Origin of the sequence: Finegoldia magna, assembly GCF_002243175.1 — a bacterium.
GTDB classification, from domain to species: Bacteria; Bacillota; Clostridia; order Tissierellales; family Peptoniphilaceae; genus Finegoldia; species Finegoldia magna_J.
The window spans coordinates 98,264-117,188 of record NZ_NDYF01000017.1; the positions used below are offsets into that span (position 1 = coordinate 98,264).

General features: G+C 26.6%; 10 protein-coding genes. All 10 read right to left on the reverse strand.

Translation table 11 applies throughout. The features are described from left to right. Position 1 precedes the first annotated feature (1 nt). The 10 genes from B9N53_RS08605 to B9N53_RS08650 all read right to left on the reverse strand — a co-directional run bounded on the left by B9N53_RS08605 (position 2) and on the right by B9N53_RS08650 (position 18,870). Positions 2-1,159 carry a metalloprotease gene (locus tag B9N53_RS08605; protein WP_094204562.1) on the reverse strand — a complete coding sequence of 386 codons (1,158 nt, stop codon included), beginning with the start codon at positions 1,157-1,159 and terminating at the stop codon, positions 2-4. Positions 1,160-1,162: 3 nt separating this feature from the next. Next, positions 1,163-2,470 carry a radical SAM/SPASM domain-containing protein gene (locus B9N53_RS08610; RefSeq protein WP_094204563.1) on the reverse strand — a complete coding sequence of 436 codons (1,308 nt, stop codon included), beginning with the start codon at positions 2,468-2,470 and terminating at the stop codon, positions 1,163-1,165. A 91-nt stretch (positions 2,471-2,561) separates the two neighbouring features. After that, the gene (locus B9N53_RS09190; protein WP_158520797.1) at positions 2,562-2,726 is read right to left on the reverse strand and encodes a hypothetical protein; all 165 of its coding nucleotides are present in this window, start codon (positions 2,724-2,726) and stop codon (positions 2,562-2,564) included. A 329-nt stretch (positions 2,727-3,055) separates the two neighbouring features. Beyond that, positions 3,056-4,693, reverse strand: coding sequence for an ABC transporter transmembrane domain-containing protein (locus B9N53_RS08615; RefSeq protein WP_094204564.1), 1,638 nt, complete (start codon positions 4,691-4,693; stop codon positions 3,056-3,058). After that, a complete protein-coding gene (locus B9N53_RS08620) occupies positions 4,686-4,952 on the reverse strand; it encodes a CXXX repeat peptide modification system protein (protein ID WP_094204565.1) in 267 nt (88 codons plus the stop codon). Before B9N53_RS08620 ends, B9N53_RS08615 begins: the two co-directional genes overlap by 8 nt. A 1-nt stretch (position 4,953) precedes the next feature. Continuing rightward, positions 4,954-7,143 carry a radical SAM peptide maturase, CXXX-repeat target family gene (locus B9N53_RS08625; protein WP_094204566.1) on the reverse strand — a complete coding sequence of 730 codons (2,190 nt, stop codon included), beginning with the start codon at positions 7,141-7,143 and terminating at the stop codon, positions 4,954-4,956. A gap of 298 nt (positions 7,144-7,441) precedes the next feature. Next, positions 7,442-8,047, reverse strand: coding sequence for a response regulator transcription factor (locus tag B9N53_RS08635; RefSeq protein ID WP_094204568.1), 606 nt, complete (start codon positions 8,045-8,047; stop codon positions 7,442-7,444). Continuing rightward, the gene (locus B9N53_RS08640; RefSeq protein WP_094204569.1) at positions 8,019-9,566 is read right to left on the reverse strand and encodes a hypothetical protein; all 1,548 of its coding nucleotides are present in this window, start codon (positions 9,564-9,566) and stop codon (positions 8,019-8,021) included. Before B9N53_RS08640 ends, B9N53_RS08635 begins: the two co-directional genes overlap by 29 nt. Positions 9,567-9,880: 314 nt before the next feature. Continuing rightward, on the reverse strand, positions 9,881-10,975 hold the full coding sequence (locus tag B9N53_RS08645) for a single-stranded DNA-binding protein (RefSeq protein ID WP_094204570.1): 1,095 nt from the start codon (positions 10,973-10,975) through the stop codon (positions 9,881-9,883). Between the two features lie 32 nt (positions 10,976-11,007). Further along, the gene (locus B9N53_RS08650; protein WP_420485237.1) at positions 11,008-18,870 is read right to left on the reverse strand and encodes an SNF2-related protein; all 7,863 of its coding nucleotides are present in this window, start codon (positions 18,868-18,870) and stop codon (positions 11,008-11,010) included. Positions 18,871-18,925: the final 55 nt, after the last annotated feature.

Here is an 18,925-nt window from a genome sequence, read left to right on the forward strand (position 1 = left end):
ATTATTTTTGTTTTCTATCAATAATTCGTGAAAAAACCATTAAAACTGCCAATATAAGATACATCCAAATTTCATTCAAGCCTTCAAATATATTATTATTTCTTAAATAAGCTAAATAAAAATTATATATAACTTGAACTATTGGTACTACGATAATATAACATAATATAACTATCGAAATAAAGTTGTATACTATATAAATGACCCTCTTTTTAAAAGTTTCTTCCTTAAATATTTTTTTTAGTCCCCCAAATGATTTTTTTCTTAAATTTGTTAATTGAAACAAAGTGGTTAGTATATAATATCCGTCTAGTGGCAAAAATGGTATAAAATTTGTTACTACTAATCCTAAATTAGTGTATGCTAACAATAAAAAAACTTTACTAACTGTGCCTGTAGTATAATTTTGGATGATTACTGAAATAAAAAATATAATTAAATTTGATAATATTCCAACACTCCAGACAACTATTCTTTTTCGCTTAGAAAGCGTATAAATCCCATTAGTTTTTATATATGCAATTGGATTTAAATATAAGTATAATACTATTTCCATTTTATTTGGATTTAATCCATATTTTTTAGAAAAAATAGCATGTGAAAATTCATGTACAAGTACACTTGCTGTTGTTAAAAACAAAGATAAAATCAAGCTCAAAACTGAAGAGTCTAATGTTTTATAAATGTTAAAATACAACAATCTTGATAACATTTTTGGTATCAAGGGGAATGAAAAAAAAGCAGCAAATATCAATACTATTAAATATAATCTAGAATACTTTGAAAAAAAATAAAATAAATTTGATAGCTTATCTAATGGTATAGATGCTATCTTAAGACCATATCTTTCAAATTCATTTTTATTTAAATCAACTTGTTCATTTTCAAGTAACCCTGCTTCCAATAATAAGTTATACAACTTATTAATATTTAAATCTATATTTTCTATTTTCTTAAGCTTTTCATTAATTTCCCCTATATCGTTAGTCCCATCAAAATACTTAATAGATTTCATTATAGCATTCTTTTGTTCTTCTTTAACTTCTATATATCTGTCTTTCTCAATACTACCTATACAATATATATCTTCTTTATTTTTGTTCTCAAATAAAATATATTCATTAATATCATTTACTGCTTTAGGTCTATTGTTCTTCATATATTAACTTTCCAAAACAGAGATAATAACCTCTTCTGTCAATTTTCTCATAAATTCACATTCTTCTTCTGCCGATTCAAATATATTTCCAGTTGTATACTGGTTTATTCCCATACATCCATGACATATTGTACGGTTAAAACATTCATTACACTTATCATATTTAAACCTATCATACTTATAATATTTACTCATTGGTCCTTCTTGTATATCCCAAAATTCATCAGTTAATGAATATACATTTCCCAATTTATATTCTTCACAATCATTTAACATAAAACATGGATAAATATCTCCTTTAGCTGAAACTGAAAATACGGTCGCGCCTGCACCACATATTTTATTTGAAATTTTTTTGTTAAATAAACTATCTAATATTTGATTTACAAGCATATATTTTACTTTTTTATTTTTAAAAGAAGATGATACCGCATCAAGAAAAGTTTCTCTGTTTTTTAACCTATAAGATGCATGTTCTTTTGCACTAACAGGGACCACATGAATCGCCTTAAATTTAAATTTATCATACAAATAATCAACAGTATCCTGAACACTGATGCCTTTATTTATGTGCCATTGTGTAAAGGTTACTTCTGCTGCGATCGGTTGATTTGTCTTATTTCTCAACTTTACTATATTATTTTCTATAACATCTGCCGTCTTATATCCCTGTCTATTTAGTCTTGTTTCGTTAGTTATATCCTTATTGCCATCTAAACTAACTGTTACATCAATATTATATTTATTAATCAAATCAATAAAATAATCTGTTGCGCATGTTCCATTAGTAGTAATCGTATAGTTCGGAATTTTACTTATTCTATTTGATTCGTATAAACGTTTAACATATTCACATACAAACTCAATAGCGCCTAAATTTAATGTGGGTTCTCCTCCAAAAAATTGAATACACTCAATACAATCAAATCTATTATAAAATGTATCAATTGTTTGCTTGAGCGTTTTATTAGAAATAACACTACTGGTAGAATTGTAAGTTCCTCCATTGGCATAACAATATATACAATTAAGATTACATCCATTTACTATATGTAACGCTAATTTTGATATTTTCTTAACTTTGTCTATATTTTTTGGTACTTCGATAATTTCTTGATTTACAAGCTCAAGAATTTTCTCGTATTTTTCAAAATCAATATTATATTTATCGACAATTATCTTTTTATCAATCCCTTTTTCAATATCTAAAACTATATTTTTTACAGATTTACTAATTTTAAAAAATCTACATGTATTTGGCAAAAATAATATAAATTCTCCATTTTTATTTTGTATTATGTGTGTTTTCATTTTATAATCCTACTCTAATAAAAAATCAATAATCACTAATCAAAATTTCCCCTTTTCTAGCACCAGAAAAGGGGAATTTTTAATTCAATTATTAATGACAATAAGCGCCAAACCATCCATGTGGACATGAGAATCCAAAACTAGGAGTTGTAGCTTCTTCTAATACTTCACAATCATCTAAATCAATTTTTTCACTATTAAGTTTTTCTTCAACTTGTTCATTAAAGTCAATTTCTTCAATATTAAAATCTTTCATTTAAAGTCTCCTTATAAAATTCAAATTATTTCTCTTTTTTAGTTACGGTTCAATCTAAGTATGTTTAATATAACTACACTATATCACATAATGAATTCTCCTCCCATTTTAAACTATTTATATACTATAAAACAGTATTTAAAACTGTAATAGTATCTAATATAAAAAACTATTAAACTTATTATTGAATTACTTGTTCATTCCTTTTATGATTTCATTTTATAAAATTTCACCAATAAAATCAGCTAACTTTTGTGAATACTTTTATTTATTTCATAACTTTTATAACTAAAACTCACAATATATAGCATATAATCGTTACAATTACCTCATCCATAATTCTTTTTATCCAATATAAATAATGTCTTATCACACCTCTTTATAATTTCTTGATCATGTGAAATAATGATAATAATACTATTTTTGCTTCTTTTCTTTAATTCTGAGATTACTGTTTTTTTAGTCACTTCATCAAACGCTGAAAAACACTCATCCAATAAAATTAGAGGATATTCCTTAAGTAACAACCTGGCTAGTTGTATTTTTTGTTGTTCTCCTTTAGATAATGTATCTTTTATATTCGATCTATTATGATTTTCAACATTCCTTAAATCTAAGTTTTTTATTATTTTTTCTAAATACGATTCATCTACCTTATTTTTCTCTAATAATGTAATATTAGAAGTTAAATCATCACGTAATATAAATGGTTTACTCTCTATAAACAAAACTTCATTTCTTAATTCTTCATCTTTATAGTCACTTATTTCATTGCAATTAATTAAAATTTCACCATCATAATTAGTATAAAGTTTGCTTATTAGATTAAATATAGTTGTTTTTCCAGATCCATTTTCTCCAACTATTCCATATAGACCAGGCTTCGATATTTCAAATGAAAAGTCTTTCAATATGTATTTATCATCATATTTAAATGAAACATTTTTAAATTTAAGGCTAGTTACTTTTGACAATTTCTTTCCATAAGTTTTCTTTTCAATATCATTATCCATAATTCTCTTATAACGCTCTAAATCTACAATAACTTCATTAAAAGATAAGTTTAAATCGCCAATGTTTTTAATTGACGAATGTAACTTTTCCATATAACTACTAAAGGCAACTATATTTCCCAATGTCAAATTTCCTAATATTATTAATTTTGCAGAAATGAATAATATTAGAGAACTTAAAATAATAGTTATTAAATCCTGTAAACTCGTTACAGTCATCTTTATCTTCAAATTAGACATAGATACATTTTTTAAATCCTTAAGCTTTTTCCCATAATTTCCTTTAAATATTTTTTCTAAATTATTTAGTTTTATTCCAGTTAAATTTGAAATCGTATCTATTAGATAATCTGAATATGTATCTAATTTAGTAATATAGTCTCTTTGTTTACTAATAATAATACTTTTGAATATATAGTTAATTCCGTAGGTCAATGGAAGTAATATAATCGCAATTATAAATAACTTTAATGATATCCTAATCATAATATAAGCAGATATAAATATGCTAAACATAATCATAACTATGCTTGAAAAAAAGTCTATATAGAAACTAACTATTTTATCACCTGTATTTTCTATTCTGCTTACAAGTTCCCCTTCACCATACGAATTTAAAAATTCATATCTCGTATCTAATATTTTAGCGAACATCGCTTCTTTTATACTATTTGAACAATCTATAGATAATATATTGCCTATCCATTCCTCCAAAATACTGCTTAAACTTTGAAATATATTTAAAAATAGACTTATGAGAATAAACTTTAATACTAATTGCAATTCTTTTATTACTATCAAATCAATAATTTTCCCAAATAGATAAGGAATCGCCATACTCGCAATTATTCCTAATAGTATGACTACTATTAAATATATAATTTTCTTTTTCTGTGGTAATATAAATTTATCAATTATTTTTTTGTGTTCACTCCAATCAAACATATTATTCATCTACTAAATATACTTTCCTAGATTTAAAATCAATTGACCAAAAAGAATTTTCAATACTTTCCCAAATATATTTATCGGATGTATCTGTCCACCATTTTTCATATTCTTCTACTATGTTTTTATAATCTCTAACTACTTTTTTATAAATTTCTTGACTTTCCGATAAGATTTTCAACAAGTTTTCTAAGGCTATTTTCTTTTCAAGAAGCTCTTCTAAATTTCTACTTTCTTCCTGTGTTAATGTTCCAACTACTTTCAACTTAGTTATCCTCCAAGTATTTTTTATTTAAAATTCCATTTACAGGATTTTTTTCTAAAACATCAACAAATGGATCTAAATAATTTAGCGGCTTTATATGTCTATCAAACTCCATTAATTCTAATAATTTTTTCTGTAATTCATAAGATACTCTATATTCAATACTAGATTTTACACATGACTTCTTAGCCGGTATATTAACTTCATTTGTATTTATATAATTTTCAAAACTACAAGAATTACAATGACAAATACTGCATTTATTGCAAAGTGGAGAATATTCTTCTGAGTATAAATGTCTATTGTATTTCTCTTTTATTCCATCATTTAAACTTCCTATATGATCCAAAGGAAAATTAAAGTAAAATTCTGGACAAACATAAAACTTATCGTTGCTAGCAAGGGTATAAGAATTCAATCCACTATCACATAATTCTTTTTTTTCCATAAACAATTCATCCGTTATTACATTTAGTTCTTTAATTATTCCTTTATTCAAATATTCGTAATAAATATAATCAGAAATATTTATTAGTTGCTTTTCATATAGGGTATAATTAAACTGTTTATCAATGTCTAATATATTTAGATTAATTCTGTTAGTCTTATTGAATAATTTTGTTACAAAATTCTCTATATCACTTAAATAATAAGATGATATATTTAATATTATATTTTCTTCTAATTTCATATTTCTTACAAATTCTACATCTTCAGGATATTCAATTGTAAGAATATAGTTATTAGTTATTTTTCTTATGCTATCTTGATTTCTTATTGAGCAATAGTGAAAAATATTATGTCCTTTTAAGTCTATCTCTTTGAAATTTAAATTGAGTCCATAATTACTATGTATGAATACTGGTCTTAGAAAATTATTTTTAGCATATTCTAATCCTTGCTTTATTGTTTCATTAGACATAATAGAAAGATCACTTCTATCTTCACTACTAGCACAAGTTCTCACAGCTGAATTAGACAATAAAAAATAAAGTTTATCTCTTCCTTCGTTATTAATCTCTCTTTCAATTCCATATCTATTATATAGTTCTGAAAAATAGTAATTATTTGCTCTTACTCTTGCTTTATGCATTTTACAAATATACTTTGCCTTTTGAAAATTTGTGTTACTATCTGCAGAATCATAATTATGACCGAAACATGAAGTGCATCCGCTTGCAATCCTGCAGTTAATACACTCCTCATCAGATTGAAGCTTCGTATTTATCAGATAATAAGGTCTTATTTTATCAAAATCTATGCCATTCTCTACATCACCAATTACAACTTCTTTTTTATTGTTAAGTGAATAATCTTTATATCTCATACATGGATACAATGATCCATCAGGTCCTACTGCTATCATCTTTCCAGCACCACAAGAAGCTATTTCTAATATTTCTCTACTATTTGGAAAACCTATAGATTCATCAAATAAAGTACAAGAATATTTATCAAATAGTCTATTTTCCAGGATATAGTCTGCCAATTCAATTAACTGGTCTTCAAAAATTTTGTCATCTCCATCTTGCCAAACATCTTCAAATACTACATTTGCTGCTACATCATATATTCCTAATTCCCATAAATGAATTACGCTATCTTTTAAATATTTTAAATCTTTACTTGAAAAAGTAACTTTGGTAGATGCTTGAAATTGATTTTTGTACAGTTCTATGTTTTTTATTATTTTATCATAGGAACCTTTGCCATTTGGAAAAACTCTGTGCATATCATGTTTTTCTTTTGTTCCATCTAATGTAATTGCAATTTCAAGTTTTCCTTGATTTTTATTTATAAAATCTTGTACTTCTTTACTAGCATAATTAACCCCATTTGTCGTTATATTAATCCTATAATCCCAATACCATTCATCCTTTAGTAAATATGCTTTTAGTTTAAAGTAATCACATATTTGATCTATTAATTTTATTTCAAGTAGTGGCTCTCCACCTATAAAATCTAATATAACTCCTTTTGGTCTAACTATTTTATCTGAAAGTACATAATCAATAAATTTCTTAGCTACATCAAATGACATTTTCTTATTTGAAGATTTGTGTGTAATATAACAATAATTGCATCTTAAATTACAATCCTCAGTCACAATAAATGTTAATGTTTGAGCAGTACCTTCTTTCCAAATATCAATCTCTTTTCCAAGTTTGTAAGTTATATTATTTTTTATCATCTTTATTTAAATTATTATTAAATGTACTATGTGAATATTTTGGGTGTTTAGCAGCATTCTTTGCTGTACAACTATACCTACAAGTATTACTACACGATAATTTACACACGTTAAAAGGAGTAATTTCTCTTCCTAGCATATTGTTTTTTAGTTTACTTGAATAATTCATCACTTTATCACCTCTAAATATTATTAATTCTATACTTTTTCTTTAATTTTATATTATTTTAATTTAAGTTTCAGCTAACTTTTGTGAATAAAAAAAGCATTAGAATTTTTAAATCCTAATGCTCATCTATCAAAATGAATCTACATAACCTAGTTCTCTTACCTTGTCTATCATTTCTTGATAATTTCTAACATTTAATTTTTGATATATTCTAGATAAAGATACCGCCAAACTTCTAACATTTGTGTTAAGTTCTTTAGCTAATTCTTTCCTAGACATGCCATTTGAATACAATCTCACTATTTTTAATTCATATTTCGTCAACGATTCTAACATATAATTTTCTTCAGGAAATATTATCTTATCTTTCTCTACAATACTTTTAATATATTGTATTAAATTTTTAGTATCTTCTTCTTTAGAAATAAAACCTCTACATCCTATTTCTTTAGCTCGTTTTATATAAAATTCTAATTTATATGCAGTTAAGATAACAATTTTAATTTCCTTATACTTTTCTATTAATTTTTCAGCTAGATCTAAGCCATTTACTGTTCCTTCAATACCCGTTAAGTTAATATCTATAAGTAATAGATCATAACTAAGAATTGTTTTATCTGTATTAAGTTTTTCAATGCAGTCTATTACATCTACAGAAATAGATTGTTCTGTTTCTAAACTCATTTTTAGAGAAGTAGCTACCATTTTATGATCTTCTATTAACAAAATTTTCATTTACAACTCTCCTATCTAATGGAATTTTTATTTTAAATTGCACATACGATTCTTCTAATTCTTCATTATTCTTAAATATTTCATATTCAAATACCCCTCTGTATTGTTTTAAATTCAGCCTTAGAATATTTAATCCTATATTGCCTTCTTTAATTTTATCTTTATCTTTTATATAATCTCCAACGTTTGTAACTGTTAAATAAATTATATTTTTTTCTACTTTTAGACTAATATTAGTGTTGTAACCTTTAGAATGCTTAAACGCATTTATTAATAACTCATTAATACATTTATATACTATCTCATCATAAGGTGATGAAAGTTCAATATCTTTTTTACATTCAAATTCAATAAGCATCTGTTTACTTAAATACATATCTTCTAAATCTGATATAAGTTTATTATATGCATCGTACAAGGAACTGTACTCTTTAATCTTAGGATTAAATGAATCAATTTCATGTCGAATTAAATCATTCAATTTATCTAAATTCTGTAATATATAATTTTTATCTGAACCTGACAAATTATCTTCAATCCATCTACGTATAGCTATTATGATTTGAAGTATATCATCATGTAAAAATGTCTGAATTTTTAAAATATTAAGTCTTTCAATTTCTCTATTTCTATATATTTCAACATAATAACTATCTAATAATTCATCAAAAGTAACACTTTGATGTTTCTTATACTCCTTGTAACTTCTAAATTCGGCTAAATATATAAAAAAATAAAAAGATAATAAAGTAATATCAACTACAGAAATACCAACTAAATATAGCATTACAAATAAAACAATATAACCTAAAAATAGATTCCTCATGGCTTTGATAAATAATGCTAATCCTTTTCTTACATCCGTAATCATAATTTTATACAGTAATGCCGACTCCATTGATATAATTGATAATAGTAGGTACTCACTAATTGAAACAATATCTATACTATTGAATTTTTTATAAATACAAAAAGAAATAATAAAACATATTTGTAAATATAAAATTACCTTTCTATTATTATGTCTTATTTTTTTATCTAATATATAAGAAATACCAGGACTCATTAATAAAAGAATAACTACATATTTATATATAAAATCGGATAATGAATAATTATAATTTATAGTTAAAGCTGAAATAGAAAGAATAATAGTTATAATTAGTTTTTTAATACTTAACCTATATGTTGAACATATCAAGGCTAAATTTTCTAACAATAATAAGCTATATATGATTAATTCTATGTGTTTTCCTATTTGTATGTTAATTAGTATTGTATCTTCTGCACATATAAATATTATAAATATAATAGTTAGAATACTATGCTTTAAAATGAATTTTTTATCAGAATTTAATATTGTAATAACATACGAAATAAAATTTACAGTACTCAGCAAAATTATTACTATAATTCCTATATCTTTTCGTTGATAATACTTTATAAAAGGAATTATAGGTATAAACAAAACAATTTGTAGTATAATGTGAGCAATCAAAATCAAATCTTTTCTTTTCATAATTTTTCCTTATAAATGTTAGATAGAAACAAATAATTGTAACTCTATGATATAGACAATGTGTGATTTTATATCAATATTCTTCTAATATTATTATATACTATATCTCAGTATAAATTAGTTATTTCAATATCTTATATTCTGCCTACTGCTTTCTAGTTATTTTTTACTCTTTTATTTATTGTAACCTAATCAATAATAAATCTCAGCTAACTTTTGTGTATTAAGCATAAATTTGTACAATATTCAAATAATACTTTAATAATCATTGTTTATTCAACAAAAAATAAAGGCAGTCCTAAGACTGCCGATATTTATCTCTCTGTACCTTTGCTATGGTCTTTCTTGTTTGATTTAGTTTTATCGTCTGTCTTCAAGCTTTTTATTTGCCCTAATATAGACTTTTTATCTTTATTTTGAGTTTTTATTTGTTCTTTTGCTTTTAACAACTTGGCAGAATATATCTTTATACTCCTATATTCTTTTCCATTCTTTCCTTTGTTGGTTTTTCCCTTACCAAATAAGTGTACAAAGTCACCTTTCTTCATATTACCTACTTGACTAATTTTATCATTATATGCGTAACAATCAGTAAATTTTACGTTTCCTTCCTTGTCATTTTCTGCTATAGAAAAGGAAGCAACTTTAAAGCTTCTTCCATCTTTTGCTTTTAAATCTTTGATCTCTATATCACTAGCTAAATTTCCATCTATGTTTAATATATCCTTGCTTTCTTTATCTACTTGTTCTCGATTAATTTCTAAATTTTCTTCTAATCCTTGATCATCTATATGATCCATAAACTTTTCATCAATAAGTCCCATTACTGAATCACTCATATAATTATCATAGGCAACATTAAGAACCTCTTCATTTAACACTCCTGTTTCAAGAGATACGATCCCTTTTACAAATTCTTTATGATTATATTCAGCTAGAAAGTCTATTGTATTTTTCATACTTTTAAAATCAATATTTTGCATATTTGCTATAGTTTTTATATCGCTGGCATACCTTACTGATTCCCATTCATAATTTCCACTTTTCTTATTTAGCTTAATTCCTGTAGCTAAAATAAATTGATTACCATCAAATAGTGTAGCTTGATTATCTTTAATATCAAGTACAATTGTTTCTCCAAATTCTGTATTAATTACATTTCCTTTTCGTACATCCATTAATATTCCTCCTATTAATTCTTCTTTTTCTTCATTAATTACAAATTGTTTTATTTCTTCAACTGTCGGATCATTAATTATAGTTTGAATAAAGTCTACTAATTTATCCTCTGAATCTCCTAAATTTTTGATTCCATACTCCACTAAGTTATTAATTATTCTTTGAGTTGCTCCATCAAAAGAAAACTCATCTTGTATAAATTCATTAAATCCATCTTTATCAAATTTCATATTCTATTCCTTTAGCAATATTACTTAAATATTTATCTACCATAAGGCTCACAGTTGTTTATTTCTTTTATGTTATTGTCTTCTTCTAAGTTATTCTTATATTCCTGTAACTTATCTATAATAGATTCCTTTTCTTCTTTAGCATGAAAATTATCTTCAACATCATAAGTAGATTCAAAATAATCAGAATCTTTAAAGTCACTATCATATCTATCAGGAATCCCATCATTATCCAAGTCTAAATTTAATGGATCATAAAAATTACCTTCATCATCTATTTCAAGTCCAAGAATTTCCTTTAACTTTTTTTCATCAACTGCTACAAGCTCACTAAAATCCCAAAAGACAATATCCGTCTTTATTTGTATTACCTCTTCCAAATCACTTGCGTCCAAAGGATCATAGGTGTACTGAAAGCTGTCAATTAAAGTATTGTCTACATAGGTATTCATTTTATAATTTTCCAAATCTAAACTAATTTGTATCTCATGTTTTTCATCTGGTGTAGTTGTATAAGCTATTCTTATGTCATTTAAATCAGGAAATAGGTTATCAAAATCTTCTACTTTGTTATCTTCTTCATATTCTCTATTCAAGAAATTAATTAATTCTTCCTTTACTTCTTCAAGCAATGGATTGTCTTGTTGTATATCTTCACTATCTCCCATATTCAAAAGATTATTTACTTCTGAAAGCCTTAGAGACTTATCTTTCAAAAGCTCAGCTTGTGGAAATGTCTTTTGTACTTCTAGTTTTGCTATTTGGAATTGTTCTTCTGTATCTTTTAGTTTAGATATATTATCTTCTAGTCTTTCTGGTAATTTATCTAGTATATTATCCATTCTTGTAATATTGCCTAGTCCATCTGTTCCAAACTCTCCCGTATAATCTTCTTTTCCTTTCAAAATAAAGTTATACTTATTGAAAAAAGAATCATACTTTATAGATAGATCAAAGTTTCTATACTTCCCTACTTTTATTCCTTCTCTATCCATTTCTCCATTAATTTTCAGTCCCTTAATTTTATTCAACAAAAACTCCCCTGCAATTTTCTTATCCGTATACTTCTTCTCATTAATGGTTATGGAGGTAAATTTATTTTCCTCTTTTGTATTTTTACTTACTTCCCTATAAGGCTCAACATTTTTAATATCTTCCTTTAAGTTCTCTATCCTTTCTTTTAATCTTTCTATTTCCTTTGGATAAAATTTAACTACTTTATCTTCCAGCTTGTAAAGATTTGATTTAAAATTGGACTCTAGCATTTTAAGTTTAGAAACTTCAACATCAAGGTCCATCTTCTCCTTTATTAATGGATTTCCTGTTGCAAGAGCTTTGATTTCGGCATAGTTTAATGTGGCTTCGTCTACATCTTCTGCAACTCTTACAGGAGTCTTTGACGTCATAATTTGGGAAATATATTTTTGTTTATTCTCTAAGGTTTGGAATAGGTAGGCATCAAAAGTATTTTCTGTTACATATCTAAATATATGGACTTCCTTATTCTCATTTCCCTGCCTAACAATCCTGCCTGCCCTTTGAGAAAGATCAGCAGGTCTCCATGGTATATCAAGATCGTGAATTGCAATTAGTTTGTCTTGGGCATTAGTACCTGCTCCCATCTTCTGTGTTGAACCAATTAATACTCGTATTTCTCCCTTTCTTACCTTATCAAAGATAGCGTCTTTTTCCATATTGTTTTTTGCTTTATGAATAAATTCTATTTCCTCTTTTGGCACTCCCATATCTATAAGTTTTGTTTTAATATCATCATAGATATTAAAATCATTACTTGGTGTAGACATATCACAAAATATTAATTGAGCAGATTTTTTATCTTTATATTTATCCCAAATGCTAAATACATTTTTTATACAGGTATTCACCTTACTATTAGGATCATCAGGAAGTAAAGGATTGATTAATCTTTGATCTAATGCCATCTTCTTCCCATCATTTGTTATTAATAGCATATTATCAACACTTGAATCTACCTGCTTATCACGAACCTTATCTGCTCTCTCTGAAAAAGTTTCAAGAATTTCTTTTTGTTCTTCGGTAGGCTTTGTTTTTATAGTTTCATAATGGGCAATTGGTGTAGGGAGATTTAAAACATCAGCTGTTTTAATATCCATAAATCCTTTTACAGTATTCATAAGTTCAGGAAGATTATAAAATTTTGCAAATCTGGTTTTGCTCCTATAACCATTACCCTCAGGATTTAATTCTATTGCCGTTATTGTTTCTCCAAAAGTAGATGCCCAAGAATCGAAATGTTGCAATTTCATCTTTTTTAATTCATCATACTGTAAATATCTCTGCATGGTATAAAGTTCAGCCATACTGTTACTTACTGGTGTACCTGTGGCAAATACTAATCCTTTATTATTAGTTATTTCATCCATATAGCGGCATTTCATAAGCATATCTGATGATTTTTGTGAATCTGTAGAAGTAATTCCTGCTACATTCCTCATTTTAGAAAATAGATAGAGGTTTTTGTAGGCATGGGCTTCATCTACAAATAACTTATCTACTCCCAGTTCCTCAAAGGTTACAACGTCATCTTTCTTATAATCAGCATTTAGTTTTTCTAACTTTGTCTCTAATTTTTTCTTTGTTTTTTCTAATTGCTTTACAGTAAATCTTTGATCCCTTTCTCTTTTATATTCATCTATATAGTCAATGATTTCATCAATTTGACCTTGCAATTCATATTCTTGTCTTTCTTTTGATATAGGAATTTTTTCAAATTGACTGTGCCCTATAATAACAGCATCAAAACTTCCTGTAGCAATACGACTACAAAATCTTTTTCTTCTATCTGGTGTAAAATCTTTTTCTGTAGCACATAATACATTAGCTCCTGGATAAAGTTCATTAAATTCTCTTCCAAATTGCTCTACAATGTGGTTAGGAACAACAAACATTGACTTATTACTCATCCCAAGTCTTTTTGACTCCATGGCTATACCTATCATTTCAAAGGTTTTTCCTGCTCCTACTTCATGGGCAAGTAAAGTATTTCCACCAAACAAACCTCTTGCTATTGCATCTTTTTGATGTGCTCTTAATTCTATTTCAGGATTCATTCCTTCAAAAGTAAGATTAGATCCATCATATTCCCTTTGTCTTATGGAATTGAATCTTTCGTTATAATCTTCTACTAATCTATTTCTTCTTTCCACATCATCAAATATCCAGCTTTTAAATTCTTCTTTTATCATCTCTTGCTTACTTCTTGCAAGCATTGTTTCTTTTTGATTAAGCACAGATTTTTTCTTTCCATCACTGTCTTCTACTTGGTCAAATACCTTAGTATCTCTTAAATTTAAAGTATCTTCTATCAATTTGTAGGCATTTACCCTATTTGTACCATAGGTAAAAGAAGCAAGGTCATTGCCCCTATCAGAGCTTTTTCCTTCAACTCTATATTCTCCTGTAAAGTCAGAATACTTAATATCTATATTCCACCTTGATGAAACTGGTGTTTTCAACAAATCAAACATAAATTTTTTGTAATCTTGTTCCGGTATCCATGTTGCACCCATTCTAACTGTAATCTCACTTGCATCTAGTGCTTTAGGCATTACTTCCACTAGCTTTGCTTTTTGAAAATGTAACTCTTCTAATTCTTTTTTTAAGAGTTTACTATCCTCTAGATTTTCTTCCTTTCCTAACTCTTTTTCGATGTTTTTAATATAAGAGTCTACAACTTCAATTTTATCTCTTATATTTCCTGACAAGTATTCATCAGCACTTACGTAAGGTCTTGAAAAATCTCCTAGCTCATTAGCAGACTTAAATGGATTTATATCATTAGGTTCAAAGGAATCTAAATTTAAAAATATTTCTCCCTTTAATTCTTCTATTAATTTATCTCTTGTTTTTCCTGTCAATTCTTCCATATAATCAAAATTTATTTTACCTTTTTGACTAATAGAGAGTACCAGAGCATCTATTGCCCTATCTGTATGATCTATTATTACAGCTTTTTTTATAGTTCTCTTGTTAAAGATGTCAGATTTTCCTATAAAGTTGCCTTCTTTATCTAATTTTTCCAAAGTTGAAATTAAAGAAAAATTGGCATCTTCTCTAAATAACTTTTTATTGGTTTTTGAATTTAGTCTTCCATGTTTGCTATTGAAATCATCGTAGAATTTATTTAGATTTTCTTGTTCTTTTTTTATCTCTTCATCTGAATAGTCTTCTCTTTGATAGGTTATAACTTTCCTTAGACTTTCATTTAATCTTAAATATTCTTTTACCTTATCTTTATCATTTTGGTTTAAGGATATTCTTTGCATAATTGAATTTTCTCTAAAATATATTTCATCATCCACTAAAGCAAAAGAATAGTTTTTAACACTATCATCAGCTGGTATTGTTTCTTCTCCTAAATCATCATTTATTTGAGCTTCTTCATACCTACCTTGAATATTTTTAATGGCTTTTTTTAGTCCTTCTTCTAAAGAAATATCTTTATTTTCAATACAAGCAAGGCTTGTCCCAAATCTTGACGGTATTTCTTCCATAGTCCCTATTACCATCTGAGGATTATCTACAAAGTATTTATTATATATTAGTCCTTTTGCATCTTTGTCTAGCTTTATCCAGTCTTCATCTATCTTTAATAGCCTATCTCTCTTTTTTAAAAAGATTATATCTGAAGTTACTTCTGTTCCAGCTACCCCTTTAAATGTAGTATTTGGTAGTCTTATTGCTCCTAAGAACTCTGCTCTTTCCGATATATATCTTCTAACATCTTCACTTTTTTTATCCATTGTTCCTGAAGATGTTATAAAGGCAATGATGCCTCCATCCCTAACCTTATCTAAAGTTTTAGCAAAAAAATAATCGTGAATTAGAAAGTTATTTCTTTCATACTCACGATCTGCTACTTTAAATTCTCCAAAAGGAATATTTCCTATGGCCACATCAAATAGGTTATTAGAAAAATTGGTTTCTTCAAATCCTTTTATTTGGATATTGGCATTAGGGTAAAGTTCTTTGGCAATTTGTCCACTAATGCTATCTAATTCAACTCCATAAAAGTTTGACTCTTTCATTTCTTCAGGTAGATTTCCTATAAATCTCCCTGTCCCAGCACTTGGTTCTAATATATTTCCTTTTTCAAATCCAAGATTAGAAAGACTTTCATAGATAGCGTCTATAACTACTTTCGGCGTATAAAAAGCTGTTAAGGTTGATTCTCTTGCCCTATTATATTCTTCCCCAGTTAGATTTTCTTTTAAAAAGTTTCTTGCATCAAGCCATTGACCTTCCTTTTCTTCATCAAATACATCAGAAAGTCCTCCCCAGCCGATATATTTTGCCAAAATTTCCTGTTCATCTTTTCTTGCACTTCTATTTTCTTTTTCTAAAGCCTTTAAGACATTTATAGCTTCAATGTTGTTTTTTAATCTCTGTGATGGTGGTAGGTTTTCTTCTTCATTAATAATTTTATAGTTTTCTAAAGAAACTTCAGAAACCCCTTCTATATTTTCTATATCAGTCTTTTTGTCTTTTTTAACTTCTTCTTCGTTATTATTGTCAATATCTTCAAAGCTGATTTGTTCTACTAGTTCCCCTTTATCAATAGATTGTTTTTCTTTTTCACTAGATCTATATACTTCTAAATCAAGATTTTTATAGTCATTAAAAAGAATTGTTTCACTTCCGGTAATAAAGCCATTCATTAGTCCTGTGCTATCTTCTAGTTCTATAGTTTTAGGACTTGTAGTATCGTTAATAGCAGTTATAGTGTATTCTTTTCCTTTGTATCTAACACTCATACCTTCTTTAAATGGATTTTCTTCTTGCCTTGTTCTATCATTTTCTATTTGCTGATTTAAATATCCATTTAAAAGCACTTCTCTATGTTTGTCATCAAGTAAATAAGGAAAGTTACTTAATATGTCCTTATAACTTTTATATTTTATAGCTTGATTAGAATTTAAAATATACCCATTGTATCGTAAATTTTGTTTAAGAGATTTCCCCTTAACATCTAAGATTAGCTCTACCTTATACCCTTCTTTTCCATCTATAATATTTTCTGGTTTTTTTAATAATCCATCTTCTATTTTCTTTGACAGTAGTAAGTATTCTTCATCTTGAGGATCAAAATAGTATTCTCTTTTTTCTTTGATATCCTTATCTATTAACATGGAAAGAACTTGTTTCTTATCTCTTATTTCTTCAATTTTGGATTTTTCTTCTTGCGATAAATTTATATTAAAAGTGATTTTATTTTCTTCATTTATATGTGCTAAATTTTGATATGCTCCATTGATTTCAAGATTTTTATTAAAAACATATATATCATTATAATAATCTGGAAATTGCTGATTAAAGCTTTGAACATCTATATCATAGCCTTCCTCAAATTTTGTAACTTTATCATCAGTAATTTCAAATAAACCTTCCCTTTCCAATTCTAATACATCATTTAAATTTGTAAGATTTGCTTCTTTCATTTTGGCAGTAATTTCATCAAACAAACTGTCTATTTTTTTGCTATCTTCAAAAGATTTCCCTTTATATAAAGTATAGATCTTTCCTTGTGAGTTTTCCTTTCTTGGATAAACTCTAATTCCTGTTTCTTCTAATTCTATATCCTTTGTTTTATATTTATCTACTAAAGCATAATAAAATCCTACTTTTACTGCTATTTTATCTTCTACAATCTCTTTTGTTAATTTTTCTTCTACTTCATTTCTTAATACTTCTAAAGCTTTTAAATCGCTTTCTTTAAAGGAATGTGAGAATAGTTTTAAGTCCTTATCAAAATAGGCATCATATGAATAATATATTATTTGATTATGGTTATTATCATATCCACTGGAAATATCTTTTATTTTTAAATATTTATTATCCTCTGTTCTAACTATATCTCCCACTTTTATAGAGAGTATCTCCTTATCATCTTCTATATTGTTTTCATGTGAATTATTTAAATATTCTCTATATCTATTTTCTATTCTAATAGCTAATTCTTTAACCTTATCTATTGCCTTCATATCATCCGGAAGATTTCCCTGTTTATCGGCAACTTCTCTCATGATTTTTACATATTCTCTTTGGAATACAGAGTTAAAACTTGCTAAGGTATTATTTCCTAAGTTTTCTCTTGCCTTTATAATTTCATTTTCTAAAACTTTATCCTTAACTAATACATCAAAAATTCTATCTTCAATTTGATTTATTGAAATTATTTTTTCATCTATCTTATTTCCTTCTATAGTTTGATTAAGTTCTATCTGACTTTTTCCTATTTGTTCATAAAGAAATTCAAAGTCTCTTTGGTTGATCTCATTTCCATCACCTATGTCTATCTTATAGTGATCAACTATTTTCCCATCTACTATATGGTTAAAATAGAATTTGGAATACCCCTCCCACTTATCAGTCATCTGCCCATATTCATCTTCTCCTAAGGTCTTATTATGAAGTCTTATCTTTTCATCTATTTCCCTTATTTCATCTAATAGTTGTTTAGTCAGCCTTTGTCCTGCATAATCTTTTTCTATTAGACTTGAACCCTCATTAAACTCAATTATCCAATAATCATCTTTTCTATGGCTATCTAAATCAAAACCTATATTCTCTTTATTTTTATTAGGATAAAATTCCTTAAATTCTTCAAAACCATTTACTATATCATCATCTATAACTTCTTTGTTAGAATTAACTACAATATTTGGAATATCATCATATCGACTTTGACTTTCTAAAAGGTAATATTCTCTTCCTTCTATTTCTTCCTTTTCTTTAATATAAAAAGTGTCATGTATTCCCTCAAGAATAATTCCATCGTCTAACTGGTCTAATGGTATATCTAATTGTTTTTCAAAGGCTATGGAATATATTTCTTCTTTTAAAAAGTTTGGCATAAATTCATCATAAATGATAAGTTTTCCATCATCACCTATACTTGCTACAGACTGT

Coding starts and splice junctions, on each gene's coding strand:
- B9N53_RS08635 (WP_094204568.1), bottom strand. CDS start 8,047: ATGAAAATTTTGTTAATAGAAGATCATAAAATGGTAGCTACTTCTCTA.
- B9N53_RS08640 (WP_094204569.1), bottom strand. CDS start 9,566: ATGAAAAGAAAAGATTTGATTTTGATTGCTCACATTATACTACAAATT.
- B9N53_RS08610 (WP_094204563.1), bottom strand. CDS start 2,470: ATGAAAACACACATAATACAAAATAAAAATGGAGAATTTATATTATTT.
- B9N53_RS09190 (WP_158520797.1), bottom strand. CDS start 2,726: ATGAAAGATTTTAATATTGAAGAAATTGACTTTAATGAACAAGTTGAA.
- B9N53_RS08625 (WP_094204566.1), bottom strand. CDS start 7,143: ATGATAAAAAATAATATAACTTACAAACTTGGAAAAGAGATTGATATT.
- B9N53_RS08650 (WP_420485237.1), bottom strand. CDS start 18,870: ATGCCAAACTTTTTAAAAGAAGAAATATATTCCATAGCCTTTGAAAAA.
- B9N53_RS08615 (WP_094204564.1), bottom strand. CDS start 4,693: ATGAATAATATGTTTGATTGGAGTGAACACAAAAAAATAATTGATAAA.
- B9N53_RS08605 (WP_094204562.1), bottom strand. CDS start 1,159: ATGAAGAACAATAGACCTAAAGCAGTAAATGATATTAATGAATATATT.
- B9N53_RS08645 (WP_094204570.1), bottom strand. CDS start 10,975: ATGAAATTTGATAAAGATGGATTTAATGAATTTATACAAGATGAGTTT.